Genomic DNA, 23,011 nt, shown 5'->3' on the forward strand with positions numbered 1-23,011 from the left:
AGCCCCGGTTGTCGTCGGTGCGTGTTAACACGCACGAGTGATGAACACCGGCCTGGATTTTCTCCGTTCTTCCGCCGGGTTCGCACGTACCGACGACATTTCCGACGGCCCGAACACCGCTCATACCCCGCCGACGCGCCGCACCGTGCAGATCACTGCCCGCACCGGCGCGCCTAGACTTTCGGCCATGGGGACCACACCGGCACCATCTACCCACCGACCGGAGCTCGCCGACACCACCGGCAACCGGCTCCGGCTTCTTGACCTGGTGTTCGCTGCGCTGGCGGCCGCGCTGGCGGTGTTCCACCTGATCGTCGCCCTGTCCGACACCCCCGCTCCGTCCACACTGGTTGAAGTACTGCTCGCGGTTCTCTTCGTCCCCGCGTTCGCGGTGTGGCGTAGCCGGGTCGTCCCGGCGGCGATCGCGTTGACGATCCTGACCGTGGCGTGGACGGTGAACTGGCTCACGGCGCTGCCGGCGAACCTGGGAATCAGCCCGTTCCTGGTCGCGGTGCCGATGGTGGTGTACTCGACGGCCCGGTACCGCTCCGATCTACTCGTCCCCGGTGTTTTCACCGCCATTCAGTCCATCTGGTGTTTCTTCTCCCCGCTGCTGTGGTGGTGGACACCCGATCATTTCGAACGCGCCACCGGCGTGCAGGCGGCGAGCTGGATCGCGCTTCAGTGGCTGGTTCTGGGCCTGGTGTTCGTCTCGGCCCGCAGCGCGCGGACCGCGGAGCGGCACCTGGTGGCGGAGCAGGAGGCGGCGCGCGAGCGGGAGCGTGCGGGTGTCGCGAGGGAGATCCATGATGTGCTGGCGCACAGCCTGACGCTGATCAACATGCAGGCCGGGGCGGGTGTGATGCTCGGCGGTGGGGCGACGGACAGGCGGGCGGAGATCCTGTCGACGATCCAGAAGGTCAGCTCGGAGGCCCTCGAGGAGGTGCGCGGGATCGTGGGGACGTTGCGTGACGATTCCCCGCCGACGTCGGTGACGGGCATGGCCGGGATCCGGGACATGGTCGGGGAATTCAGGTCCGCCGGGCTCACGGTTGAGGCATCGTTGCCGGAGGGGGAGGTCTCGGACTCGCAGGTTGTCCGCCTGACGCTGCGCCGGGTGGTGCAGGAGGCGCTGACGAACGTGCTGCGTCACCAGGGCCCGGGCAGCACCGTGACGCTCACCGTGGAGGTCACCGATGAGGTACACGTGGTGGTGGACAGTCGTGTCGGCGGCCCGATTCCGCGGCGGACGCGGCATTCCGGCGCCGGGTTGACCGGTGTGCGCGAGCGGGTGGAGCACCTCGGCGGGACCCTGGATGTGGATGTGTCCGATCCGGCGCACGCGCAGATGGTGGCCAGCTTCCCGGTGGTGGCGCCGTGATCCGGGTGCTGCTCGCGGACGATCAGCCGCTGGTGGTTGAGGCGCTGGAGATGACCCTGTCGACCCGGCCGGACATCAAGGTCGTCGCCACCGCCGCCGACGGCGCGGAGGCCCTGGAGGCGGTCGCCGCACACCGGGTCGATGTCGCGGTTCTGGACATCCAGATGCCGCGTGTCGACGGGATCGGTGTGGCGCGCGAGATCCTCGCCCGACACCCGGGCGTCCGGGTGCTGATGCTGACGACATTCGACGCGCACGAGCTGGTCCGCGACGCCCTGACCACGGGTGTGCACGGTTTCCTCCTGAAGGACTGTGGGCCGGAAGCGCTGATCGACGCCGTACGACGCGTGGACGCCGGAGCGTCGGTGCTGTCCCCGGGAGTCACGGACTATGTGCTGCGGGTGTTCCGCGGACACACACCCACCCCACCCGCGGAGCCGTTGACGGACCGCGAGCGGGACGTCCTGGCGGGAATCGCCCGGGCCCGCACCAACGCCGAGATCGCCGCCGACCTACACATCGGGGAAGCAACGGTGAAGACGTACATCTCCCGCCTGCTGGCGAAGACGGGGACCCGGGACCGGGTGGGACTCGCACTGTGGGCCAGGGACCACGAGCTGCACCTCTGATTCCCCCGCGCGACGGATGTGCCGACGGCCAGTCGACGTTTCACTGGTGTCATGAGCAACCACGAATCGGCAATCGAGTGTCGCGACATCTCCATCAGCTACCGGAACCAGCAGGTTCTGGACAGATTCACCATGACCGTCGACCGGGGCCGGATCCACGCGCTGGTCGGCCGGAACGGTGCGGGCAAATCCACGTGTTTCCGGATCATCCTCGGACTCGAGGACCGGGCCGGCGGCACGGTGGAGGTCGATCGGGCGTCAGTGGGTGCCTCGGTCAACGGACCGGCGCTGTACCCGCACCTGAGTGCGCGGGACAACCTCCGCGTCCACACTCTGCTCCTCGGCCTCGACGACGCCGAGATCGACCGGGTTCTCGGGGTCGTGGGCCTGACCGGTACGAGTCGGAAGAAGGTGCGTAGTTTCTCCACCGGCATGAGATCCCGCCTGGCGTTGGCCGTCGCTCTGCTGGGTGGGCCGCGGATCCTGCTCCTCGACGAACCGCAGAACGGCCTCGATCCGGAGGGCACCGTCGCGCTGCGGGGACTCCTGCGTGGCTACGTCGACGCCGGTGGGACCGTGCTGATCAGCTCACACCAGCTCGGCGAGATCGCCCGCACCGCCGACGACATCACCGTGCTCCACAACGGGCGGGCCGCATACTCCGGCCCGCTGGACGCCTTCGCGCCGGCCGGCGAACTAGAGTCCCGGTTCCTCGACCTCACGGCGATCCGATGATCCGCGTGATCCGGGCGGAACTCGTCCGAACGAAGAACACGACCGTCGCCTACTTTCCGCTCCTCGGTTTCGCGCTCGCCGGGCTGGGAATCCTCACCAACTACTCGGATGCCGGCCGTGGCGCCTGGCAGGCACTCTACGTCACCGGCATGGCGGCACCGCTCATGGCGCTGCTGTCCGGTCTTCCGGAGAAGCGGGAGAAGACCTGCCGGGAGGGCGGGACCGGGATCCGGCCAGTGTCACCGCGCCTGGTCCGGGGTGCTCGCCTCATCGTCCTGCTGATCATCCTGGCAGCCATGCTCGCCTGCGATTTCGGCACTCTCCTACTCCCGGTGGCCTGGGTGTACGCCTGGATCGGCGGCGCCGGTCTCGTCGCGATGTTCGGCGTGATCAGCCGATGGGTCGGCCTGATCCCGGCCCTCCTGGTCGCGGTGGTGTGGCAGGTCGCGGGCACACTGACCGCGGAACATCCGCTGTGGATCCTCCTTCCACCAACGTGGGCGGTACGACTCATGCTGCCGATCCTCGGTGTCCGCTCCAATGCCGTCCCGCTCCACCCGGGTGATCCGCTCGCCACGGAATCCCCGGCCACCGCCACGGTTCTCTGCCTGGTGTTCGCGGCCCTCACCGCCACCGCGTACGTCCTCATCGGGACACCCCGCACCCGGCCCGACAGATCAACCGCAGTGGCCACATCACACACCGGAACCTGGGACGCCGAACCCGCCGCAGACCTGCGGAAGGGACGGGCGTCGACAGGCGCGGCACTGAGCCACGCGCTGCTCCGCACCGCACTCACCCCCCTCACTCTCGCGGCGCTGGCGCTGATCGCCGTCGCCGGATCGTGGACCGCGGACCTCGCGGTACACCTGATCCTGCCCCTGGGGTGTGGTGTCGGGGCCGTGGTCACCTGGTCCGCGCTGCAGCCCGCATGGCGGATCACCGTCTGCCGGACACGGCGGGTGATCCCCGGTGTCATCGTCTGGCTCGACGTGCTGGTGGCTGCCGTGGGACTCGGGACCGGCGCCATCCTCGCACTGCGCGGAACACCACTGCCGGAGATCCTGCGAATGATCGGACTGCTGGTAGTGGTCGGGGCCGTCATGGTCACGGCGGCTCTCGCCCTCTGCGTCCGAACCGGGACAGGCGCGGTGATCGCCGCGACCGTGTTCCTCACGGTCCTGTCCGTCACACTCGGCGGATCAGTACTGGCCGAAACACCACTCTGGCTGCCTGCGATGCCCGCCTGGCCGTTGACGGCCACCGGTGCCCGCCTCCCCGTGGCACTGGCCCTCAGCACCCTACTGCTCACTGTGTCCACCGCATCGGCACACCGGGAGTTACGCCGAGCAGCCGCACGATAAGAGACGCCACCGACCCCCGCGCGGCATCCACCACCACCTTCGGATGCCGCCACGCGGGCACACCACGGCACGCAACAGCGGGCGCCTCAAGCTCCAGCAACCGACGCAGGTGATCCGTCCACTCCCCACCCCGGAACGTCTCCCAATTCACCCGCACCACCCGGAAACCCAGAGCCTCCAGACGACGCTGGCGACGCTGCTCCCCCATCAACGCATCCCGCGTCCGCAGCGTCTTCGCGACCCGCGCCCCCACCAGATCATCACCACTCAGCCCGTCGAACTCCCCCGGCTCATCAACCACCCCGTACTTCGGCCGCCCGTCATACTCCACCACCACCCCGTGGTCGGGGAAACAGAAATCGGTGCGCGCGACGAACACGCCACCCCGATCCCGAACCGTCGCCTGCACCAGCGGCAACGGAAAACCCAGAACCCACAACCGGTACCGGACCAACGTCTCCCGCGGACTCTCCGACGCCCCATTCACCACCACCAAAACCCGGACCACCCGGGCGAGACGATGCACCGGCCCCAGGGCCAAAAGGCGGGATACGATGTCGTCAAGCGTGAACACCCGCTCCCGCAGACAATGATCGAACACCACCAGCGCATCCTCCACGCTCCCGTACCGGGCGACATCGATCGCCGTCTGCAGCGGCGACGTCACCCACACCGGCCCCCACGCCGTCTCCACACGGACACGATCAGCCCGCGCCACCGTCGGCGCCGACCGGAACCGAACTCGCCCGCACGACGGGAACGTGGTCCGGCGCGGATACTGCAGACTCGGCTCCCGTGCCGCGTCCGCCAGCGGAAAACCGTGGAGCGACGCCGCGGTCTCCGCCATCGCGACCGCCTTCGGATAGCGGTGCAGAAGAGCGACCGCGTACGCCCGCCACTTCGCCTCATCAGACCCATCGACCGTGTCCGACCGAAGATAGATCCCGCGGATCGCACACATCAGATCGTGCTTCCGGGCCGACGCGTAGACCCGGGCCCGGGCCGCGCCCCGGAGCGGACGCGTGTCGATCAACGGCGGGGCAGACCCGGGCGCTGCCGATGCTTCACCGGGAGTTGTCTTTTCCGTTCGGGTGGTCATGCCCCGTCAGACCGTGGGACCGGACGATCGGTTCCGGAGCGGGCGGAACGTCGGACAGGCCGCGGGTCGTGGGCGGATCAAGCGAGTCGGGGACAGCATCGTTAATGCGTGTTAACACGCAGTGACGAATGCGGTTCTCGCAGGTGAAGGGCCGCGCGGGGCGATGTTCGCACGTGGTAGCGCGCCTGGGCGACCAGATCGGGAAGAGTGCCGCCCGGAATGATCCCGGTTTGTCCCTGCAGGGCAGGCGCCTCGTTACTACGTGTCAGCACGCAATAGTCACGACTGTTTCTCCATGTCAGCACTCTGGAACGGAGGTGTTCGCACGCGGTAGCAACATTGTCGACCACACCTCGGCCACCATTTGTCCGGGGGCTACCCAGTCAACGAGCACGAGAGGCACACATCCGGGGACAGGGCGCGGCACCCAGCCCCCTGCTTCTCCGGTTCTATCCCCGGCGAATGTGCGCGACGACCGGGGCGTGGTCGGATCCCCCGGTGTCGAGGACACGCACGCCTCCGTCGACGACGCTCCATCCGTGGGGGATGAGGATGTGGTCGATCGGCGATCTCGCCCAGCCGGGGAGGGCGGTGGGCCAGGTTCCACGACCGAGAAGCGGAGCGGCGGCCGCCGCGTCGGCGTGCGTGTCGGTACGTGCTAACACGCCATGACGAGGCACGGCATTGAGGTCCCCGATGATCAGCGCATCGGGGTGCGTCTCGGCGAGGGACACGATGGTTTCCAGGTCATCGTGCCACCGGCCCATGAGTCCGGGTAGTGGTGGTGCGGTGTGGAGGCCGATGACGTCCGGTGTCCGCTCCCCGGGGCGCCCGGTGGAGACGTGCACGGTACCAAACGTGACCTCGGATGATCCGGGGACCTCAACGGCTCGGTAGTCCCCGAGTTCTTCCGCGACCAGGACGGTGACGGGCATCTCGCTGCTAACGAAGGACCGGTACCCGGCGGGAGCCGCACCGGAGTACTCGGGGAGGACGGCGATGTCGGGGTCGACGTCTCGAATGAGGGTGGCGAGGGCCTCCGGGGTGACGGAGTCTCCGGTGTTCCACTCGAGGACAATGAGCCCGCCGTCGTCCGCGTCACTAACGGCGGGCTGTTGGACGGGCAGGAAGCTGCCCGCACCGGCGATGACGAGAACTACACCGGCGGCGAGCAGAGGCCGGAAACGCCGCAGTAGCACACCGGCGACACCGATGAGCCCCAGCCCCGCACCGACCACGACCGGAAATGCGGTGAAGTGGGCGATGAGAGGCCACGTGGTGGCTGTGTTCCCGGGAAGAAGCGCCCAGGCCAGGGCCGCGATGAAGATGCATAGGGACAGGATTCGCATCACAGTTCCAGGGCGTCGAGGATTCGGTCGGAGGCGTCGGCGACGCTGGTGCGCCACAGTACGTCGGCGCGGCTGTCGGCGCGCCCCGGGCCACCGTTGATGACGATGAGGGGAAGCCCGGCGCGGCAGGCGTCGAGTGCGATGCGGTATCCACTCATGACGGCGAGTGAGCTGCCCATGGCGATGAGGACGCGCGAGTCGCGGAGGAGCCTGCCGACGGCGTCCCGCCGACTGGTGGGGACGGGTTCGCCGAAGTAGACGACGTCGGGTTTGAGGAGTGTGGAGCCGCAGGTGGTGCAGCCGACAAGCCGGAAGTGCGTGACGACGTCGGGGGTGAGGTCGATGTCGCCGTCGGGTCGCACGTTTCCTGTGCCTGTGGCCAGGGCACGTTCGAGGTAGCCGGGGTTCGCCGCGTCGAGGCGGCGGTCGAGGTCGTGGCGGGGTTCGCGGTTGCCGCAGTGGAGGCAGGTGACGACAGAGAGATCGCCGTGTAGTCCGATGACGGTGCGGGATCCGGCGGCGGTGTGGAGGCCGTCGACGTTCTGGGTGATGATTCCCGTGATGAGCCCGGCGCGTTCGAGTTCGACGAGGGTGTGGTGGGTGCGGTTGGGTCTCGCGCCGGCCATGTGGCGCCAGCCAATGAAGCTGCGGGCCCAGTAGCGGTGGAGTGCTTCGGGGTCGTGGCGGAACTCCTGGTAGGTCATGGGTCGGCCGCGGGTGAGGGACCCGGCGGGGCCGCGGTAGTCGGGGATGCCGGAGTCGGTGGACACCCCGGCGCCGGTGAGCACGAGGACACCACCGCGACGCAGTGCGTCGGCGGTGGCGGACAGTGCGTCGTCGGGTGGGGTTGGTTGTGCGGTTTCCCTGATGACGCGGGAGATGGAGCGGAGTGCGGAGTCGTGGATGCGGGCGATGTCCGGGGTGAAGGGGGTCAACCGGCGACCAGCCTGGTGATGATCTTGCCCATCCAGTGTGGGGTGAGTTCGCGGGCGGTGTGCATGATGCGGTCGGCGGTGGACACGTTGTAGTGGACTTTTGCGCGACTGAGGCGGCTGGTGGGATGTACGGCGTCCCAGAGGACGTCGGCGATGGCTTCGGGTGTGATGTTGACGCCGAGGCGGCGGACGGATCCGGCGTTGACGGTGGCGAGGCTGGTTTTTGCCCAGAGGGGCCACAGGTCGACGACGCGGATTCCGTCGGCGTGCCATTCGAGGTTCAATGCCTCGGTGAGACCGGCGACATAAAACTTGGTGGCGGAGTAGACGCTGATGTCGGGCTGGCCGTAGATCGCGGACGCGGAGGCCATGTTGACGAGGTGGGAGCCGGGCGTCGCCGCGAGGTAGGGGTGGGCGGCATGTGCGCCGAGTGTGACGCCGAGGCAGTTGACGTTGATCTGTGCGGCGATGTGCCCGGGGTTCATCTCGGCGAGGTGTCCGTCGGCGATGATGCCGGCGTTGTTGTCGAGGACGTCGAGTTGCCCGCCGGTGTGGGCGGTGAATTCGGCTAGTGCGGTGTCCCAACTGTCCGGATCGGTGACGTCGAGGTGGCCGCTGATCATGGTGCCGCCCTGTTCTTTACTGATGTCGGGGCCGTCGATGGAGATGTCGTAGACGCCGACGGTCCAGCCCTCGCGGAGGAAGCGGCTGGCGACGGCTGCCCCGATTCCCTGGGCGCCGCCCGAGATGAAGATGTTTCCCATAGGTTGGAGTGTATGACTGATTCTTCCACGACTGCCGCTGCCATCACGATTACTTGTCCGGTGGATGGTCGGATGGTAGGTCGGGTGATGGGCCACACGCGAGCGGATGTCCGTTCGGCGTTCGCCATTGCGAGGCGGGCTCAGCCGGTCTGGGCCGCGACGCCGGTGTCGGACCGGAAGGCGATCATGTTGCGGTTCCATGATCTGGTGCTGTCGCACCGGGACGAGTTGTTGGATCTGATACAGGCGGAAACGGGCAAGAACCGGGCCAGTGCGTTCGATGAGGTACTCGACGTGGCGGTGACCGCGCGGCACTATGCGTTCGCGGCGGCCGGTCTCTTGGCGCCGCAGCGGGTGAAGGGGGCGTTGCCGGTGCTGACCCGGACCGTCGTGGAGCGGGAGCCGGTCGGTGTGGTGGGGGTGATCTCCCCGTGGAATTATCCGTTGTCGATGGCTGTGTCGGACGCGGTTCCTGCTCTCTTGGCGGGTAACGCGGTGGTGGTGAAGCCGGATTCGGCGACGCCGTTGACGGCATTGAAGGCCTCAGAGTTGTTGTCTGCTGCGGGTCTGCCGACGGAGCTGTTCCAGGTCCTCCCCGGGCCTGGGGAGGAGGTCGGCGGGGCGATCGCCGACGAGTGTGACTACCTGATGTTCACGGGTTCCACGGCGACGGGCCGGATACTGGGGGCGAAGGCCGGTGAGCGATTGATCGGTTATTCAGCGGAGTTGGGCGGCAAGAATCCGTTGATCGTCGCCCCGGACGCGGATCTAGCGCGCGCGGCGCGTGGCGCACGTCAGGCGTGCTTCGCGAACACGGGCCAGTTGTGCATCTCCGTGGAGCGGATCTACGTGCATGAGGAAGTCGCCGGTGGCTTCACGGCCCGGTTCCTGGCGGAGGTGTCGGCGATGACGGTCGGGGCGGGTCCCGGCTGGGACGTCGACATGGGTTGCCTGATCTCCGAGGAGCACCTGGAGCGGGTGCGGTCAGTGGTCAATGATGCGGTGTCGAAGGGCGCGCGGGTGCTCGCCGGTGGCCATCCGCTGCCGGAGTTGGGGCCGACGTTCTACGCGCCGACGGTGTTGACGGATGTGCCGCCGGACGCGGAGTTGTATGACGGGGAGGTGTTCGGCCCGGTGGTGTTCCTGGAGACGGTCACTAGTGTCGACGAGGCGGTGGAGCGGGCCAACGAGACCATCTACGGGCTGAATGCGAGTGTGTGGGCGAAGCCGTCAACGGGCCGCCGGATCGCCTCGCGGCTGCATGCGGGCACCGTTAACGTGAATGAGGGTTTCGCCGCGGCGTGGGGGTCGGTGGCCGCCCCGATGGGTGGTTGGCGGGCCTCGGGGCTGGGTCGACGGCACGGGGCGGTGGGGTTGACGAAGTACACGGAGACCCGCACCGTCGCGACGCAGCACCTGGTGCCGGTGTCGGGACCGCCCGGTGTCGACCGGGAGCTGTTCGCGGACGTGATGTCGACGGCTCTGCGCTGGGGCAAGCGTGTCCTGCGCTGACCAGGTTGTCTGGCTGCGCCGGGATCTGCGCCTGCACGATCATCCGGCGCTGGCTGCGGGCGGTCCCGGTGCGCGGGTCGTCGTGGTGCGGGAGCCTGCGGCGAACGGATTTCAGCAGGCGCTCCTCGACGCCGCGTTGGATGAGGTCCGTGCGCACCGCATGGTGGAGGTTTTCGACGGCGATCCGCGCGAGATCATTCCGGGGTTGAACCCGGCGAAGGTGTGGGTGAGCGCCGATTTCACGCCGTCGGGTCTGGCCCGTGACCGGGCGGTCTCGGACGCCCTGGGTCCCGGTGTGATGGAGGCCGCCGGGTCGGCGTACGCCGTCGATCCGGGGATTCTGCGCACGGGGCAGAGCGGGCACTACAAGGTGTTCACGCCGTTCTACCGGGCGTGGTGTGATTACGGCGCCGATGATCCGGTGGGCGCTCTCCCCGGTGACCGTGGGCTGCCGGTGACACGAGCGTGGCGGGACTGGTGTGAGTTCCTGCGGGATCGGTTGGGCGGTTACGCGGAGAACCGGGACATCCCGGCGATCGACGGCACTTCCCGGATCTCGGGGTGGCTGGCCGTGGGTGCCCTGCATCCGCGGAGTCTGCTGGCGACGCTGTCCAGGGCAGATGCGCCGGAGGTGGATAAGGAGGCGTTCGCGCGGGAGCTGGCATTCCGTGAGTTCTACGCTGATTTTCTCTACCACCGGCCCGAAACGGCGCACAGTGACGTCAATCCACGGTTCGCGGGTTTCCGGTGGAACGAGGCGGGCACGGAGTTCGACCTGTGGGCCCGGGGACTCACAGGCTTCCCAATCGTGGATGCCGGGATGCGTCAGCTTGCGGCGACGGGCTGGATGCACAACCGGGTGCGGATGCTGGTGGCCAGTTTCCTGACGAAGGACCTCCACTTGCCGTGGCAGTCAGGTGCGGAGCACTTTCGCCGGCACCTGGTGGATTTTGATGTGGCTAGCAACCAGCATTCGTGGCAGTGGTGTGCGGGGACGGGTACGGACGCATCCCCCTACTTCCGGGTGTTCAATCCGATGACGCAGGGTAGGAAGTTCGATCCGGATGCCTGCTACATCACCCGCTGGGTACCGGAGTTGCGGGGTGTTCCGGCCGGTGACATCCACGCGATACGGAATCTGCCCCCTGAATATCCGGCACCGATCGTCGATCATGCGGAGGAGCGACGCAACGCACTGGCACGGTACGAGGAGATCAGGGGTCGTCCGTGATGCTGTCGGAACGTCACGGACACTGGACCACTCATCGGTCCGCGTGCGCGTCTCAGACACGATCCGCCGTGTCCGGCACCGGGTCGCTCCGTGTTTCTCCGGTCCCACGGATCCGGCATCCCCGCCCTGGCCGTTCCCCGGAGTGCACCACGGACAACCCCCTCCCCCGTTGCGGATGCGGCAGGGACCGCGGACGCAGACACTTCCTGACGGTCGGAGGATCTCCGGGGCGTCAGCGGGGGATACGCACCGCCGTGTCGACGGCCCGCATAATCGGCTGTCCTGTCCGGTCTCCACCGGTTCCGACCACGTCGCGTCCGTCCATCGTCGCGGCGGTGGGTTCCACCGATCCATCCTCCGGCGGTGACCGGTTCCGGGGAACTCCCCTGTTCCCCGTCGGCGTCCCGGTGTCGACATCAATGGTCCCACGGAGTCATCGGCATCCGGCCACCGTGACGCTCATCCCGGTGTACCGACACGACAAGCACCCACAGTGGGTGACGGCTTTCGTCGTTCACATACCTCAGATGGGTGTCAGTTAGTAACCCGGACGGCCGTCCCCGCCACCGGGCAACTGCGGAGGAGCCGGGGCAGGAGCCGGGGCAGGAGCAGGAGCCGGGGCAGGAGCAGGAGCCGGGGCAGGAGCAGGAGCCGGGGCAGGAGCAGGAGCCGGGGCAGGAGCAGGAGCCGGGGCAGGAGCAGGAGCCGGGGCAGGAGCAGGAGCCGGAGCCGGGGCAGGAGCCGGAGCCGGGGCAGGAGCCTTCTCCGGGCTGTCCACTTCAGGTTCCGCTGTGGATGTCTCGACCACGGAGGTCTTCTCCTCCGCCGATGTCGTCGTGGGACTCGAGGACCTCGTCGTGCTGGTTGAGGAGGTCGTGGTCTCTTCGGACCCGGACTTGTCCGCGTCATTGCACGCGGCAAGACCCACGGTCAAGGCCAGGATGGTGGCTGTGGCGGCGATTCGTCGGGTGTTTTTCATGGCGTTTCCCTGCGGTAGATTCAGATTTAGGAATGGTCGGTGGTTCGGCCTCGGTGCTTCCGGTCTCAACCTCTGAGATTACTTCGAACCTGGTCTGCGGTCACCCAGTTCGCTGTGGCCGTGGGGTGCCACACGAGGAAGTTCCTGAACTGGTCAGAACCGTCAAGCGTTCCCGTCACCCATGAATCAGGAGCGCAACTGCTGTGCCCGGCGGTGGCGGCGTCCACATCGACGAACCCGAGGTTGAGTCGACGAGCGGCCTCCCGCTGCGCGACCACGAGGTTGCGGTGTGAGTCAGCGATCGGCCAGCTTTCGGGGATGACCGTATTCACCGGTCCGACTTTGAGACACATGTCCCGACCGTATTCCGGAGCGAGCCTGGTGTAACTGACGAGCTGAATCCGGGCCTGCGGTGCGTAGTAACGCAGGTAGTCCACCACCTGTTCCACCCTCGAGACATATGCATCGGGAGTGATCGCGGAGGGGTCGATGAACCGCTTCCGGTCGATTCCCCGCTGACCGCAACTACCGATGAGGTCAGCGGCACAGTTCTTCTGTGATTTAAACATCGTGAGTCCGGGCCGGGACCAGTCGTCGTTGCTACCCAACTGAATCAGGATATCGCTGGTCCTCGGTCCGAGACCTCCCAGTGATTCCGCATAACGCACCTGATCTGAGAGGGTCACACCGTTGGCTGCGAGTGACGCTCCGTAACAGGAGGCGTCGAGAATGTCCGCTTCCGCGAGTCCGGTCGCCTCCCGGAGCTGATTCGGCCAGCTCCGGGATGAGTGGAGACAACCACGGGAATCCGCGTACATCGGTGCCGTGACGCCTCCGGTGTGGGAGTCACCGAAGACGAGGACTCTGGCGCCCCCCTCCGGGGCTCTGACGTCCTGCCGGTTCTGGGAGGACGTGGTGACGCGGTTCCAGGTTCCGATGTCATTGGCGGAGGAACCGACCGCCGACGCCGGCGAGGCGGCGAGAGTGAGGACGACTCCGGCGCAGAGTGCGGCGGCGAGGGCGGGAATACGGTGTAGATGCATCAGGAACTCCAGTGTCGGGATATGGTGGGTCTGGGAAGGGGATACTGCTGCGGTGGATGATGGAGGGATGGTATCCGCCTCACCCCTTATCCTGTCTTCTCGGGTCGGGGGCCCGACCGAGAAGAACGGCGATGTCGCGGCGCAGGACATTGGTCCGGCCGGTGGTGGTGCTGCTGCGGGGTCTCCTGTTGCCGCGGGTCCCGGCCGTGGCTTTCATCAGGGGATCATCGACGAAGGTGAACATCAACCATGCAGCGATGAAGGAGAGGATGAAGCTCACGGTAGCGGCACCCAACCATCCCTTGAAGCCGTGGGAAGTTCCGGCGATGAAGTACCGCTGGACGAACACCATCACGGGGAACTGCACCATGTAGAAGGCGAACGAGATGTTTCCGAGCAGAACCATCCGTGGTCCGCCGATGCCTTTCGAGATCCCCTTCATATCACGTACCGCGAGGGTCGCGACGACGATGGTCATGGGCACCGACATGATCACGCTCATCTTGAAGGCGACCGGTACGAACCAGGTCGCGCCGTAGGAGAAAGCCAGCAACATGAGCGCCCAGGTGATGGAGACATTGGTGAACCGCTTCTCCCAGACCAGCTTCGCGGCGAAGACCCCGAAGTAGAACTCGACGAGTCGGGTCAGCGGGAAATAGTAGGACAACCAGTAGGTTTGATCGACCGGGATCTCAGTCTGCGCGAACCACACGGGATCCGCGTGGACATCAGCCACCGGTGACACCGACGTATCGGGCCACAACCGCGGAACGAAGAAGTTCTCCGTGGACTTGGTGCCTCCGGCGTAGGTGTGGATGAGGAAGATCGCCGCGAACGAGGCCAGGAACAGCACCGCGAGAGCGATCCAGTTTCCCCGTCCACTCACCCTATTCACCAACGGAACGAGGAAGGGGAAAGACAGGTAGAAGAGCATCTCCGCACCGAGCGACCAGCTCGGTACATTCATTCCGCCGAGAACAGCCCAATCGGGGTTCCACGTGTGAATCAGCAGTGCGTTGGGCAACCACAGTTCCGGCCGGGAGAGATCCATCGCGAGTTTGACCCCCGAACTCGTCACCGTTGCCGACGCAGCGATGAACAGGAGCATGCTCAGAAGGTGCATAGGGTAGATCTTCGTGACCCGCCGACGGCAGTAGTAGAGGATCTCGCCCGCGCCCCGGACCCCACTGTTCGACCAGTAGATGAGGAACCCGGAGAGGATGAAGAAGAATGTGACACCTGCGCTGCCCAACTGCATGGGGACATACCGGTGGATCGTCGCGAACAACTCACCGGTCTGGAACGGGTAGACGGGGAGGAACACGAGGGCGTGGAGAACGAAGACCGCCGCTGCGGCCCACCATCGTGCACCGGTGAGGCTCGGGAGATTGGGACGGCGGTGGACGGTCGGTATCAGATGTCCGGGGGCCGGTTCGTCGACTCTGTGCGTCATTCCGGGTTCACCGCCCCATCGTCTGCCGGAGGGTCTCGGCGGCGACGTGGTTTCCGTGGGGTGTCGGGTGCCAGATTCCGATGCCCTGATTGTCCGAACCATCGAAGAGTCCGGTGAGCCACGGATCAGCCGAACAGCTGTCGTGCCCGGCCGTGACCGCCGTCAGGTCGATGAAATCCAGCCCGAGTCTCTCTGCGGCACCGCGTTGGGCGGAACGGAGATTGTGGAAGATCCTCGCGAGATTCTGCGTACCGGGGCGCTGGACATTCGTGCGTCCGATCCGGACGCAGACCGTGTCCTGGTTCTCGGGGACAGTCTCGGAGTATCCGACGAGGTGGATCCGGCTGTTTGGGGCGTAGTAGCGGAGGTAGGCGATCACCTGTTCCGTGCGGGCCACGTACTCGTCCGTGTTCACGGCCGCCGGATCCGTCACCAACCCCTGTCGTACAGCCGCGTCGCTGCACCGGAACATCGGTGCGACAAGGCAGTTCACGGCGGTCGGGAGCATCGGGAGATTCGCGTGTGACCAAGCCTCGTTGTATCCCATCTGGATGAAGATGTCCGCGGTCGAGGGGCCGAGCCCACCGAGCTGCTCCGCGTAACGGACCTGGTCGGCGAGAGTGAATCCGGGGCCCTTCTGGAGAATCGCGCCCCAACATGATGCATCGATGAACTGTCCGTCGACCATACCGAGGGAGTCGCGGAGCTTCACGGGCCAGCCCTGCTCGGAATGCATGCAGCCACGTTCATCGGTGGACATTCTTCCGTTGATGCCTGCGGTGTGGGAGTCACCGAAGACGAGGACCTCGGCGCCACCCTCCGGAGCCCGGGCGTCAATGTGCCCCAGAGACGAGGTGACCACTTTGGCGGCGGTACCGATGTCACTACCCGTCAATGATCCCGACTGGGCCTGCACGGTCAGTGGTAAAAACGCCAGTGCCAGTGCAGTGGTGGACAGAACGGCGGACACTCGAGTTACATGGCGAGAAAATCGCAAGGGTGCTCCCAGAAATTGTCGATAGCGAAACTGCGCTGCCGGACCCTTGTCGCAGATGAGTACGGTTGTCATTGGAACCAACTATCCGATCAGAGACAGCGCTTCAGTTCGGTGAATCATGGTGAACTCCCCTCATGATCGGAGACCGATCTCCGGTATCGCATTCGGAGGAGAGTCAACGACCGGGGGAACTCAGCGTGATTCCTCCTGGAAATCACGCTGTGTTCGGGTCGGGTCATCCAATGATGCCGAGTATTCTGTCGTGGTTGTACTGTATCTGACGCACCCACGGAGCCCAGGTATGGATACCCGCCGCCTGCTGATGATCGACCTGGATCCCCTGTGCCCGCGCCTTGGCGACGAAGCTGATGGTGGACAGGTTGATCAGGAACTCCCCGAGGATCGCGAGTGGTATCGCCAGCGGTTCGGGATAGGCATCCTGTGGATTCTTCATCCCGTTGCCGGAGTAGACGATGGTGTCCACGTTACGCAACCCATTCATGTTGGCTACGGGGTCGAGTTTGTTCATGTTGGAGCTGAATGCCGGTGAGATACCGAACAGTTCCCAGACCTGTCCACCACCGAACGACGACCCTGCCACACCGACCGCGGCGATCATTGGCAGATGCGTAGCCGCCGCTGGATCAATGAAACCTGACAGGGCGATCGCCTGTTTGAACTGGTCATTGTGCCGGGCGGCCAGAGTCAGTGTGGGCAGAGCCCCCATCGAGATCCCGGCCACAGAATTTCGGTGTGGATTGACCCCGAAATGCTGCTGCAGCCAACCCGGAAGTTCACCGGTGAGGAACGTCTCCCACTGCGCCCACTGCAACGGCGGAACCTGTCCCACCTCCTCGAGAAACCCGGAGGACAGCGGCTGACCGGCCTGGGCCCAGTCGGCATAGAACTGACCACGGCCACCGCCGGGCATGACGATGGTGATGTTGTCGTTGAGGAACTGATTCATCACGTCGGTCCGTGACCAGTAGTTACCGTCCCTGGGCGCCTCGAGGCCGTCAAGTAGGTAGAGACCACCGTCTCCTCCGCGCGCGGAGGGCTGGATCAGTACTGGCATGTCCCTATGGTTGGACGGTGAGGGAACCCAGCACTTCTGGACCCAGTGTCCCGTTTCGTCCCAGTCACACCCCGGCCGAAGCCAGTCCCGGTTGCCGACAGCCGAGGCAGGAGCGGCGGCCACGATCATGAGAGATGTGATGAGAGTGGCGACGAGGATGTAGATCAGGGGACTCCGCATATACCTTTGAGCGAGCGAGGGGAAATTAGGTGAAAGTCCATTCATGTCAGTAAATCTAGACTATCGCCTCCCTAATTGCATAGTGTCGGGGGAATTGGGATTACCCACCCATTTAAACTGATGGGATTATTTTCTTACCGATTCAACAAGGTTGAATTCTAATTTCCGGCAACATCATTCCATGCACGATTGCCCCCGCCACTGTGTCAGACTGTTGACTGGAAACCATGAACCACTACCACGGCCTCAGAATAGGTGTTTTCTCCCAGCTCACCGGCATCAGTGTGCGAATGCTCCGGCACTACGGCATGCACGGTGTCCTCACCCCGGCGATGACTGATCCCGCGACGGGATACCGCTTCTACTCCTCGGACCAGATCCCCCAGGCACTCCTCGTCACCCGGCTGCGCGACGCCGGATTCCCGGTCCGTGATATCAGAACAATCCTGGAATCCAGAGGAGACTCAGTTGTGCTGTCGACACTCACCGAGGAACGTCGAACCGCGATCATGCAGGACATGGCGACGGCTCAGGAGCAGTTGCGGGCACTCGCCGATCTGAATCTCCGGGAAACGATCATGCCCGTGGCGGTGACCCGGACCGTGTTCCCCGCTACGGATGTCGTCAGTCTGCGTGAGGTGCTCCCCACCTACAACGACGAGCACGGCCTGTGGGAACGTCTCCGGACGCTGACCATCGAGCAGGCCACGCCCTGTGCTCCGGGCGGTATCGCGGGGGCGGTGTACCACGATGCCGAGTTCCGGGAATCGGAGACGGACGTGGAGATCTTCGTTCAGGTCACCGAGCCGTGCCAGCCGGAGCCCCCGTTGGTTCACCGGGCGCTACCGGAGCGGGACATCGTCACCGCGACGCTCCACGGATCCTACGAGCGGATGGGCACGGTCACCGCACAGATCGGCGCCTACCTCGTCGAGCACGGTCTGGAGGCAGGGCCGATGATCAACCTCTACCGGGTTTCACCCGCGCAGGACCCGAATCCGGACAACTGGGTCACCGACGTCGTGTTCCCCCTGATTCAGGATGACATGCCGGCGACATAAGCCACCTGGCCGACGTGCTGGGCAGCGTCATCGGATGCTGACGAGACGGGTGGACCGCGTGACTGGCGGATCGTAGGAGTCCTCGATGATGTCTTCCCAGTGCCCGTTCCGCAGACTCTCGGCGGTACGCACGGAGGAGAGATAACCGGTGAGTCCCTCCTGATCATCGGACACAATGCGGGCCGCGTGCCCGAGTAGCCACGCCGGTGAGTTTGGATGGCCGCCGGGGTGACTATTCGACACGTCAGGTTCAAGGGCAGGTAGTGCCACCGCTGCCGGACGGACGGTAGGCGAGATCCCGTCAACGTCTTCGCGCTTTATCCTGGCTATCGAAAACATGAGAGAACCCCGACCTCTGGTCGGGGTTCTCTCATGTTGTGGGCGAAGGGGGACTTGAACCCCCACGTCCCTAAGGACACTGGCACCTGAAGCCAGCGCGTCTGCCATTCCGCCACTCGCCCGAGTGATGGCCGCTGCGCGACTCCTAGAAATATAGCACGCGAACATTCATCAAGGACAAATTACCTGTTCAGAATAAGGTTTCCGAACCACACCCCGGACCTCATCCCCTTCTTCACCAACGGTCGTTCTACTGTACCGGACCATGAGACACCTATACTGGGCCAAAGTATTGTGCAGACTGGTCCGTCCACGGCACTCGACACTCCCGGTGGGGCAACGAGCTGACGCGGAGACACCACCCATTTCGTTCATGGTGGACCCGTTGCACAGCCTCCGCCATCCCGATTGCCAGTTGATGTTGGTACCGGGATGGCCGATACGTGAAGGAAGGTGAGAAACGATGTCGGTGATGGACCGTATCGCCAAGTTGGACAGTTCACTCCAACGTGGTCTGGACAACGGCTTCGCCTTCGTGTTCGGCGGAAAAGTCGTTCCCGGAGAAATAGATGACCTGATCATCCAACAGGCGGAGGACAACCTCTCCAGGGGTGACGGAGACTGGATAGAAGCTCCGAACGTCTATCTAGTTTCCGTTAGTGGGAAGGACTTCGACAATCTTCGTTCCACGCATCCGGGTCTGCCCAGGGATGCTGCTTCCCGGATGAGCAGATGGTGTCGGAATCAGGGGTTCGTCACACTCGGTCCGGTCATCGTCCAGGTGAGAAAAGATACGAACCTGCGTACCGGTCAGCTCGGTAGCCGAAGTAGCATCGACCCACATCCCAGTGAGGCCACGGCCTTTATCGACGGAGATTCGGACACCGGCACCGATGGGGATCAGCTTCCCGTGGTCAGGGAACAGGTACAGGGGCTCTCCGGGAACCCGGAATCCCCCGAGCTCGGCACTCCGGTCACACCCCGCCCAGCCGCTTCCGGTTACGGCCCAGAACCCGTCCCTCCGGTTTCTCCGACTCCTTCACCAACGGTGGCGCGTCGGCGGGTCGTGGATAGTGCGGGCACCACTGAATATCTTCCCACCGGAGGAGGTCCGGTGCAGCATGCCCCTCTGGTGTCCCTGCTGCTGCAGGACGGTTCCTCGCGGACCTACCTGGTCCAGGAGGGGTCGAACATCATAGGTCGTGGTACCGACGTCGATTTCCGGTTACCTGACATGGGAGTCTCACGCCGACACGCGGAAGTGATGTGGGATGGCCGGGATGCCGTGCTGGTTGATCTTCACTCCACCAACGGGACCACTGTCAACGACATGACCATAGAGAACTGGCTCCTTGCCGACGGTGACGTGATTAAAGTGGGACACTCCTATATTGAAGTTCGGATCACCGGCGGCTGACCACGTTCCAACACCCCACGGCCCAGATTTCCCCCATCCACTGCTGCATCACCCGCCAGGAGAAGAAGATATGGAATCGGTAGTTCTGCTCGCCCTGCGGATGGGCTTGCTCATACTCCTGTGGTTTTTCGTGTTCATGGCGCTGCGCGCACTGCGTAGCGACGTTCATTCCACCACGGGGGGAACAGTCGGACGCGGCAAACGTTCGACGGGTGGCGGCCTGCCACTCGCACGTTCCACGACCCCGCAGCGCCTGATGGCCGTCGGAGGCCCGTCCGAGGGAACCTGGATCGAGTTGGCGGGGCTCAACGAGATTCTCATCGGCAGAGATCCGAACTGTACGTTCGTTGTCGGTGATGATTCGACGACGCGCCAACATGCCCGACTGTTCAGGCACTCTGACGAGTGGTTCATCGAGGATCTGGCCTCGCGGAATGGAACCTTCGTCGCAGGTATCCCCATTGAACAACCAGAGCGTGTGGGTACCGACACCGACATTGACCTGGGAACCACCACCGTGAGGCTCGTACCGTGACCTGGAGACTGAACTACGCCACCGCATCCGATCGTGGACTCGTACGGGGCAACAACGAGGATTCCGCTTACGCGGGTCCACACCTGCTGGCGCTCGCGGATGGTATGGGTGGCCACGCCGCGGGTGAGATCGCCTCCCAGCTGATGATCAACCACCTCCGGCCCCTGGACGCTGATCCCGGCGACAACGATGTGCTCGCGATATTGGGATCTCTCGCAGATGACGGCAACCGCTCCATCGCTGCCGAGGTACGGCAGAATCCACAGACGGAGGGAATGGGCACAACGCTCACCGCGTTGCTCTTTGCCGATCGGCAAATGGCCCTGTGCCATGTCGGGGACTCCCGCGGATACCGCTTGCGGGAGGGGAAACTGACACAGATCACCACCGACGACACCTTCGTGCAGTCTCTGGTCGAGGAAGGAAAACTCGACCCGGAGGATATCTCCACGCATCCACAGCGTTCCCTCATTCTGAAGGCCTACACCGGGCGTCCCGTTGAACCCCGGCTCGAACTGATCGACACCCATCCCGGGGATCGTTTCCTGCTGTGCTCCGACGGTCTGTCCGATCCGGTCACTCATTCCACCATCGAGGAAGCTCTCCGGGTCGGCACACCGACGGAAGCGGCACGTCGTCTGGTTGATCTCGCGCTCCGCTCAGGTGGCCCGGACAACGTCACGGTGATCGTCGCGGACATCGTCGACGTGGATACGCTCGCCACCGCGGAAGCCCGGGCTGCGCTACCGGTCACCCCAGTTGTCGCAGGTGCCTTGAACACCGTCGACCCGGAAAGCCCACGACCCGATACTGCAGCCGGGCGAGCTGCGCTGATGAATGCACGGCAACCACAAGACATCTCTCCTTCCGGCCAGACGACGCCACAGGTCACGGGGCCAGATCAGTCAACTCAACAACCCGTCACCGATACCCGTGGCTCTCGGAGTCTCCGGTGGATCATCACCGTTTTTCTCCTGATCGTCGCGTTAATCGGTGGTGGTTGGTGGGGCTGGAACCAGGTGAGCTCCACGTACTATGTCGCCGTCACCCCGGAAGATCCCAACTCGAATGACGGAGGCAATATCGTCATTGAACGGGGGATCAATCTCTCCGTTCTCGGTCGTCCCCTGCACGACACCTATCAGATCGTCTGCCTGGATGCCGATGACAGTGTCACCGTCGTCGGTCCGTCAGTGGCCGACAGATGCACCGCGTTCAGCCTGAATGATCTCCCGGAATCACGACGGGACTCCGTGAGTTCCCTACCCTCCGGTTCCTACGATGAGATCCTGCAGCAACTGCAGCGCCTCGCCGACGATGCCCTACCACTCTGCGTGACCCGGGAATCCGGTGGTTCCACCGAACCCGGTTCCGGCGCGACCGAGAATCAGGCGGCCACTGCCGCGGATCCCGACGGGTCCGAGGATGACAGTGCCGCAGAAACCGACACCGGGGAATCGGGATCCCCGACCCCGACGGCCGCACCCCGGCACAGCCCCGGGGATCTCAGTACACCGGGGGTCAACTGCCGGAAGGTGAATTCCTAGATGGGCATACTCGAGAAACTCAAGATGCGGCGCACCGAGCGCTGGTTGATCCTGCTCGCAGCCCTAGTGATTCTCATCGCACGGGCATCGCTGGCCCTCGCGGAGGGGGATGATCCCGCTACCGCTCTCATCCCGGTGGCCCAGTTCTCCGTGGTGTTCCTCATCGTGCACCTGATCCTCTGTTGGCTGCTGCCCTACGCGGACTGCATCATGCTGCCGGTGGTGGCACTTCTCAACGGTCTGGGGATTCTGATGATCCACCGACTCGATCCCTTACTGATCACGCAGCGGGACGGCACTATCGCGGAAGCGTATCTCGCCCCCGGTCAACTCCAGTGGACGATGATCGCCCTTGCGATGATGTTCGCGGTGCTGCTGATCATCCGTAGCCATCGCGTGTTCACCCGCTATTCCTATCTACTGGGAATCCTGGGACTGGTTCTCCTGGCACTCCCCATGGTGTGGCCGGGGTCTGCCGGAAGTGATGCCAAGATCTGGATCTCTCTGGGGCCATTCTCCGTGCAGCCCGGTGAGTTCTCGAAGATCCTTCTGCTTCTGTTCTTCGCGCAACTCCTGGTGAACAAGAGGGCCCGTCTGAATGTCGCCGGTGCCCGTATCCTCGGACTCGATTTTCCCCGACTGCGGGATCTCGGACCGATCCTCTTCGTATGGGCCATCGCGCTCGTCATCATGGCGGGAGAAAACGATTTCGGGCCTGCGCTACTGCTGTTCAGCACAGTCCTCGGTATGCTGTACCTCGCGACAGGGCGGACCTCATGGCTGTTGATCGGCGGTCTGCTGGTCGCGATCGGCGGCTACGGGGTCTACATGATCTCAGCGAAGATCCAGTCCCGTGTAAACAACTTCCTCGACCCGCTGGCCAACTATGACGGCACGGGCTACCAACTGTCTCAGGCGCTCTTCGGAATGAGTTGGGGCGGGATCACCGGCACCGGGCTCGGCCGGGGATACCCCGATGAGGTTCCGGTCGCTCACACCGACTTCATTCTCGCCGCGATCGCCGAGGAACTCGGGCTCGTGGGTATCACCGCGATTCTGCTGCTGTTCGCCGTCCTCATCATCCGAGGTATGCGTACCGCAATGCTCGTCCGTGACTCCTACGGGAAGCTCGTCGCCGCAGGACTGTCCCTCACCCTGGCAATCCAGGTCTTCGTCGTCACTGCGGGTAACTCCGCTCTCATGCCGATGACCGGACTCACAACGCCGTTCATCTCACACGGCGGCTCCTCGCTGATAGCCAACTACATTCTGCTGGCACTCCTGTTACGTATCTCGGACACCGCCCGTCGCCCCACGGTTCGGGCAACAACACCATCGACCACGGCAGTGCCCGTACCTGGGCTCCGCCAGGAGGTTCAGCGTTAG

21 protein-coding genes and 1 tRNA gene are annotated in these 23,011 nt (G+C 64.7%); 11 read left to right on the forward strand and 11 right to left on the reverse strand.

Going from position 1 to position 23,011, the window contains the following annotated elements:
* Positions 1-40 precede the first annotated feature (40 nt).
* Genes QWU43_RS09340 through QWU43_RS09355 form a run of 4 tightly spaced genes read left to right on the forward strand, consistent with a single transcriptional unit; the run spans position 41 to position 4,109 of the window.
* Positions 41-1,381, forward strand: coding sequence for a sensor histidine kinase (locus tag QWU43_RS09340; protein ID WP_370917701.1), 1,341 nt, complete (start codon positions 41-43; stop codon positions 1,379-1,381).
* Entirely contained in the window at positions 1,378-2,010 is a 633-nt protein-coding gene (locus QWU43_RS09345; RefSeq protein ID WP_370917702.1) for a response regulator, read from the forward strand. The genes QWU43_RS09340 and QWU43_RS09345 overlap by 4 nt, the downstream gene beginning before the upstream one ends.
* A 51-nt stretch (positions 2,011-2,061) precedes the next feature.
* The gene (locus QWU43_RS09350) at positions 2,062-2,745 is read left to right on the forward strand and encodes an ATP-binding cassette domain-containing protein (RefSeq protein WP_370917703.1); all 684 of its coding nucleotides are present in this window, start codon (positions 2,062-2,064) and stop codon (positions 2,743-2,745) included.
* The gene (locus QWU43_RS09355; protein ID WP_370917704.1) at positions 2,742-4,109 is read left to right on the forward strand and encodes a hypothetical protein; all 1,368 of its coding nucleotides are present in this window, start codon (positions 2,742-2,744) and stop codon (positions 4,107-4,109) included. Before QWU43_RS09350 ends, QWU43_RS09355 begins: the two co-directional genes overlap by 4 nt.
* Here the strand turns inward: QWU43_RS09355 and QWU43_RS09360 are convergent.
* From QWU43_RS09360 to QWU43_RS09375, 4 genes are all read right to left on the reverse strand, one after another.
* Entirely contained in the window at positions 4,054-5,208 is a 1,155-nt protein-coding gene (locus QWU43_RS09360; protein WP_370917705.1) for a hypothetical protein, read from the reverse strand. The two genes, QWU43_RS09355 and QWU43_RS09360, sit on opposite strands and share 56 nt — an antisense overlap.
* A gap of 449 nt (positions 5,209-5,657) precedes the next feature.
* Positions 5,658-6,557 carry an endonuclease/exonuclease/phosphatase family protein gene (locus QWU43_RS09365; RefSeq protein ID WP_370917706.1) on the reverse strand — a complete coding sequence of 300 codons (900 nt, stop codon included), beginning with the start codon at positions 6,555-6,557 and terminating at the stop codon, positions 5,658-5,660.
* Positions 6,557-7,492: a Sir2 family NAD-dependent protein deacetylase gene (locus tag QWU43_RS09370; RefSeq protein WP_370917707.1), complete on the reverse strand. Its 936-nt coding sequence runs from the start codon at positions 7,490-7,492 to the stop codon at positions 6,557-6,559. The genes QWU43_RS09365 and QWU43_RS09370 overlap by 1 nt, the downstream gene beginning before the upstream one ends.
* Positions 7,489-8,256 (reverse strand): SDR family oxidoreductase, encoded by a 768-nt coding sequence (locus QWU43_RS09375; protein ID WP_370914801.1) that lies wholly within the window; start codon positions 8,254-8,256, stop codon positions 7,489-7,491. Before QWU43_RS09375 ends, QWU43_RS09370 begins: the two co-directional genes overlap by 4 nt.
* A gap of 12 nt (positions 8,257-8,268) precedes the next feature.
* Between QWU43_RS09375 and QWU43_RS09380 the strand changes: the two genes are divergently transcribed.
* Both QWU43_RS09380 and QWU43_RS09385 read left to right on the forward strand, forming a co-directional pair.
* A complete protein-coding gene (locus tag QWU43_RS09380; RefSeq protein WP_370917708.1) occupies positions 8,269-9,768 on the forward strand; it encodes a succinic semialdehyde dehydrogenase in 1,500 nt (499 codons plus the stop codon).
* Positions 9,755-10,999 carry a deoxyribodipyrimidine photo-lyase gene (locus QWU43_RS09385; RefSeq protein ID WP_370917709.1) on the forward strand — a complete coding sequence of 415 codons (1,245 nt, stop codon included), beginning with the start codon at positions 9,755-9,757 and terminating at the stop codon, positions 10,997-10,999. Before QWU43_RS09380 ends, QWU43_RS09385 begins: the two co-directional genes overlap by 14 nt.
* Positions 11,000-11,537: 538 nt before the next feature.
* On the opposite strand, the gene QWU43_RS09390 is transcribed toward QWU43_RS09385, so the two are convergent.
* From QWU43_RS09390 to QWU43_RS09410, 5 genes are all read right to left on the reverse strand, one after another.
* Positions 11,538-11,978 (reverse strand): hypothetical protein, encoded by a 441-nt coding sequence (locus QWU43_RS09390; protein ID WP_370917710.1) that lies wholly within the window; start codon positions 11,976-11,978, stop codon positions 11,538-11,540.
* Between the two features lie 65 nt (positions 11,979-12,043).
* Complete coding sequence (locus QWU43_RS09395; protein ID WP_370917711.1) at positions 12,044-13,021, reverse strand: SGNH/GDSL hydrolase family protein; 978 nt, start codon at positions 13,019-13,021, stop codon at positions 12,044-12,046.
* 79 nt (positions 13,022-13,100) lie between these two features.
* Positions 13,101-14,474: an acyltransferase family protein gene (locus QWU43_RS09400; RefSeq protein WP_370917712.1), complete on the reverse strand. Its 1,374-nt coding sequence runs from the start codon at positions 14,472-14,474 to the stop codon at positions 13,101-13,103.
* Between the two features lie 7 nt (positions 14,475-14,481).
* Positions 14,482-15,444, reverse strand: coding sequence for an SGNH/GDSL hydrolase family protein (locus QWU43_RS09405; RefSeq protein WP_370917713.1), 963 nt, complete (start codon positions 15,442-15,444; stop codon positions 14,482-14,484).
* A gap of 262 nt (positions 15,445-15,706) precedes the next feature.
* On the reverse strand, positions 15,707-16,771 hold the full coding sequence (locus tag QWU43_RS09410) for an alpha/beta hydrolase (RefSeq protein WP_370917714.1): 1,065 nt from the start codon (positions 16,769-16,771) through the stop codon (positions 15,707-15,709).
* Between the two features lie 182 nt (positions 16,772-16,953).
* Between QWU43_RS09410 and QWU43_RS09415 the strand changes: the two genes are divergently transcribed.
* Entirely contained in the window at positions 16,954-17,787 is an 834-nt protein-coding gene (locus QWU43_RS09415; RefSeq protein WP_370917715.1) for a GyrI-like domain-containing protein, read from the forward strand.
* 27 nt (positions 17,788-17,814) lie between these two features.
* Here QWU43_RS09415 and QWU43_RS09420 read toward each other — a convergent pair whose 3' ends face one another.
* Positions 17,815-18,126, reverse strand: coding sequence for a hypothetical protein (locus QWU43_RS09420; RefSeq protein ID WP_370917716.1), 312 nt, complete (start codon positions 18,124-18,126; stop codon positions 17,815-17,817).
* Between the two features lie 39 nt (positions 18,127-18,165).
* Positions 18,166-18,248: transfer RNA gene (locus QWU43_RS09425), tRNA-Leu, on the reverse strand.
* Between the two features lie 341 nt (positions 18,249-18,589).
* Between QWU43_RS09425 and QWU43_RS09430 the strand changes: the two genes are divergently transcribed.
* The 4 genes from QWU43_RS09430 (at position 18,590) to QWU43_RS09445 (ending at position 23,011) form a co-directional block, all read left to right on the forward strand.
* Positions 18,590-19,543, forward strand: a complete 954-nt coding sequence (locus QWU43_RS09430; protein WP_370917717.1) for a DUF3662 and FHA domain-containing protein — start codon at positions 18,590-18,592, stop codon at positions 19,541-19,543.
* Positions 19,544-19,613: 70 nt separating this feature from the next.
* Positions 19,614-20,078 (forward strand): FHA domain-containing protein, encoded by a 465-nt coding sequence (locus QWU43_RS09435; protein ID WP_370917718.1) that lies wholly within the window; start codon positions 19,614-19,616, stop codon positions 20,076-20,078.
* Positions 20,075-21,625, forward strand: a complete 1,551-nt coding sequence (locus tag QWU43_RS09440) for a PP2C family serine/threonine-protein phosphatase (protein WP_370917719.1) — start codon at positions 20,075-20,077, stop codon at positions 21,623-21,625. Before QWU43_RS09435 ends, QWU43_RS09440 begins: the two co-directional genes overlap by 4 nt.
* Entirely contained in the window at positions 21,626-23,011 is a 1,386-nt protein-coding gene (locus QWU43_RS09445; RefSeq protein ID WP_370914810.1) for an FtsW/RodA/SpoVE family cell cycle protein, read from the forward strand.

Origin of the sequence: Corynebacterium sp. CCM 9204 (assembly GCF_041357695.1) — a bacterium.
Taxonomy (GTDB): domain Bacteria; phylum Actinomycetota; class Actinomycetes; order Mycobacteriales; family Mycobacteriaceae; genus Corynebacterium.

Bases quoted from the DNA above. Each gene is read 5' to 3' on its own strand.
- QWU43_RS09375 (WP_370914801.1), bottom strand. From the start codon at position 8,256: ATGGGAAACATCTTCATCTCGGGCGGCGCCCAGGGAATCGGGGCAGCC.
- QWU43_RS09435 (WP_370917718.1), top strand. From the start codon at position 19,614: ATGGAATCGGTAGTTCTGCTCGCCCTGCGGATGGGCTTGCTCATACTC.
- QWU43_RS09445 (WP_370914810.1), top strand. From the start codon at position 21,626: ATGGGCATACTCGAGAAACTCAAGATGCGGCGCACCGAGCGCTGGTTG.
- QWU43_RS09400 (WP_370917712.1), bottom strand. From the start codon at position 14,474: ATGACGCACAGAGTCGACGAACCGGCCCCCGGACATCTGATACCGACC.
- QWU43_RS09390 (WP_370917710.1), bottom strand. From the start codon at position 11,978: ATGAAAAACACCCGACGAATCGCCGCCACAGCCACCATCCTGGCCTTG.
- QWU43_RS09410 (WP_370917714.1), bottom strand. From the start codon at position 16,771: ATGAATGGACTTTCACCTAATTTCCCCTCGCTCGCTCAAAGGTATATG.
- QWU43_RS09380 (WP_370917708.1), top strand. From the start codon at position 8,269: ATGACTGATTCTTCCACGACTGCCGCTGCCATCACGATTACTTGTCCG.
- QWU43_RS09350 (WP_370917703.1), top strand. From the start codon at position 2,062: ATGAGCAACCACGAATCGGCAATCGAGTGTCGCGACATCTCCATCAGC.
- QWU43_RS09355 (WP_370917704.1), top strand. From the start codon at position 2,742: ATGATCCGCGTGATCCGGGCGGAACTCGTCCGAACGAAGAACACGACC.
- QWU43_RS09420 (WP_370917716.1), bottom strand. From the start codon at position 18,126: ATGTTTTCGATAGCCAGGATAAAGCGCGAAGACGTTGACGGGATCTCG.
- QWU43_RS09395 (WP_370917711.1), bottom strand. From the start codon at position 13,021: ATGCATCTACACCGTATTCCCGCCCTCGCCGCCGCACTCTGCGCCGGA.
- QWU43_RS09360 (WP_370917705.1), bottom strand. From the start codon at position 5,208: ATGACCACCCGAACGGAAAAGACAACTCCCGGTGAAGCATCGGCAGCG.
- QWU43_RS09415 (WP_370917715.1), top strand. From the start codon at position 16,954: ATGAACCACTACCACGGCCTCAGAATAGGTGTTTTCTCCCAGCTCACC.
- QWU43_RS09365 (WP_370917706.1), bottom strand. From the start codon at position 6,557: ATGCGAATCCTGTCCCTATGCATCTTCATCGCGGCCCTGGCCTGGGCG.
- QWU43_RS09340 (WP_370917701.1), top strand. From the start codon at position 41: ATGAACACCGGCCTGGATTTTCTCCGTTCTTCCGCCGGGTTCGCACGT.
- QWU43_RS09430 (WP_370917717.1), top strand. From the start codon at position 18,590: ATGTCGGTGATGGACCGTATCGCCAAGTTGGACAGTTCACTCCAACGT.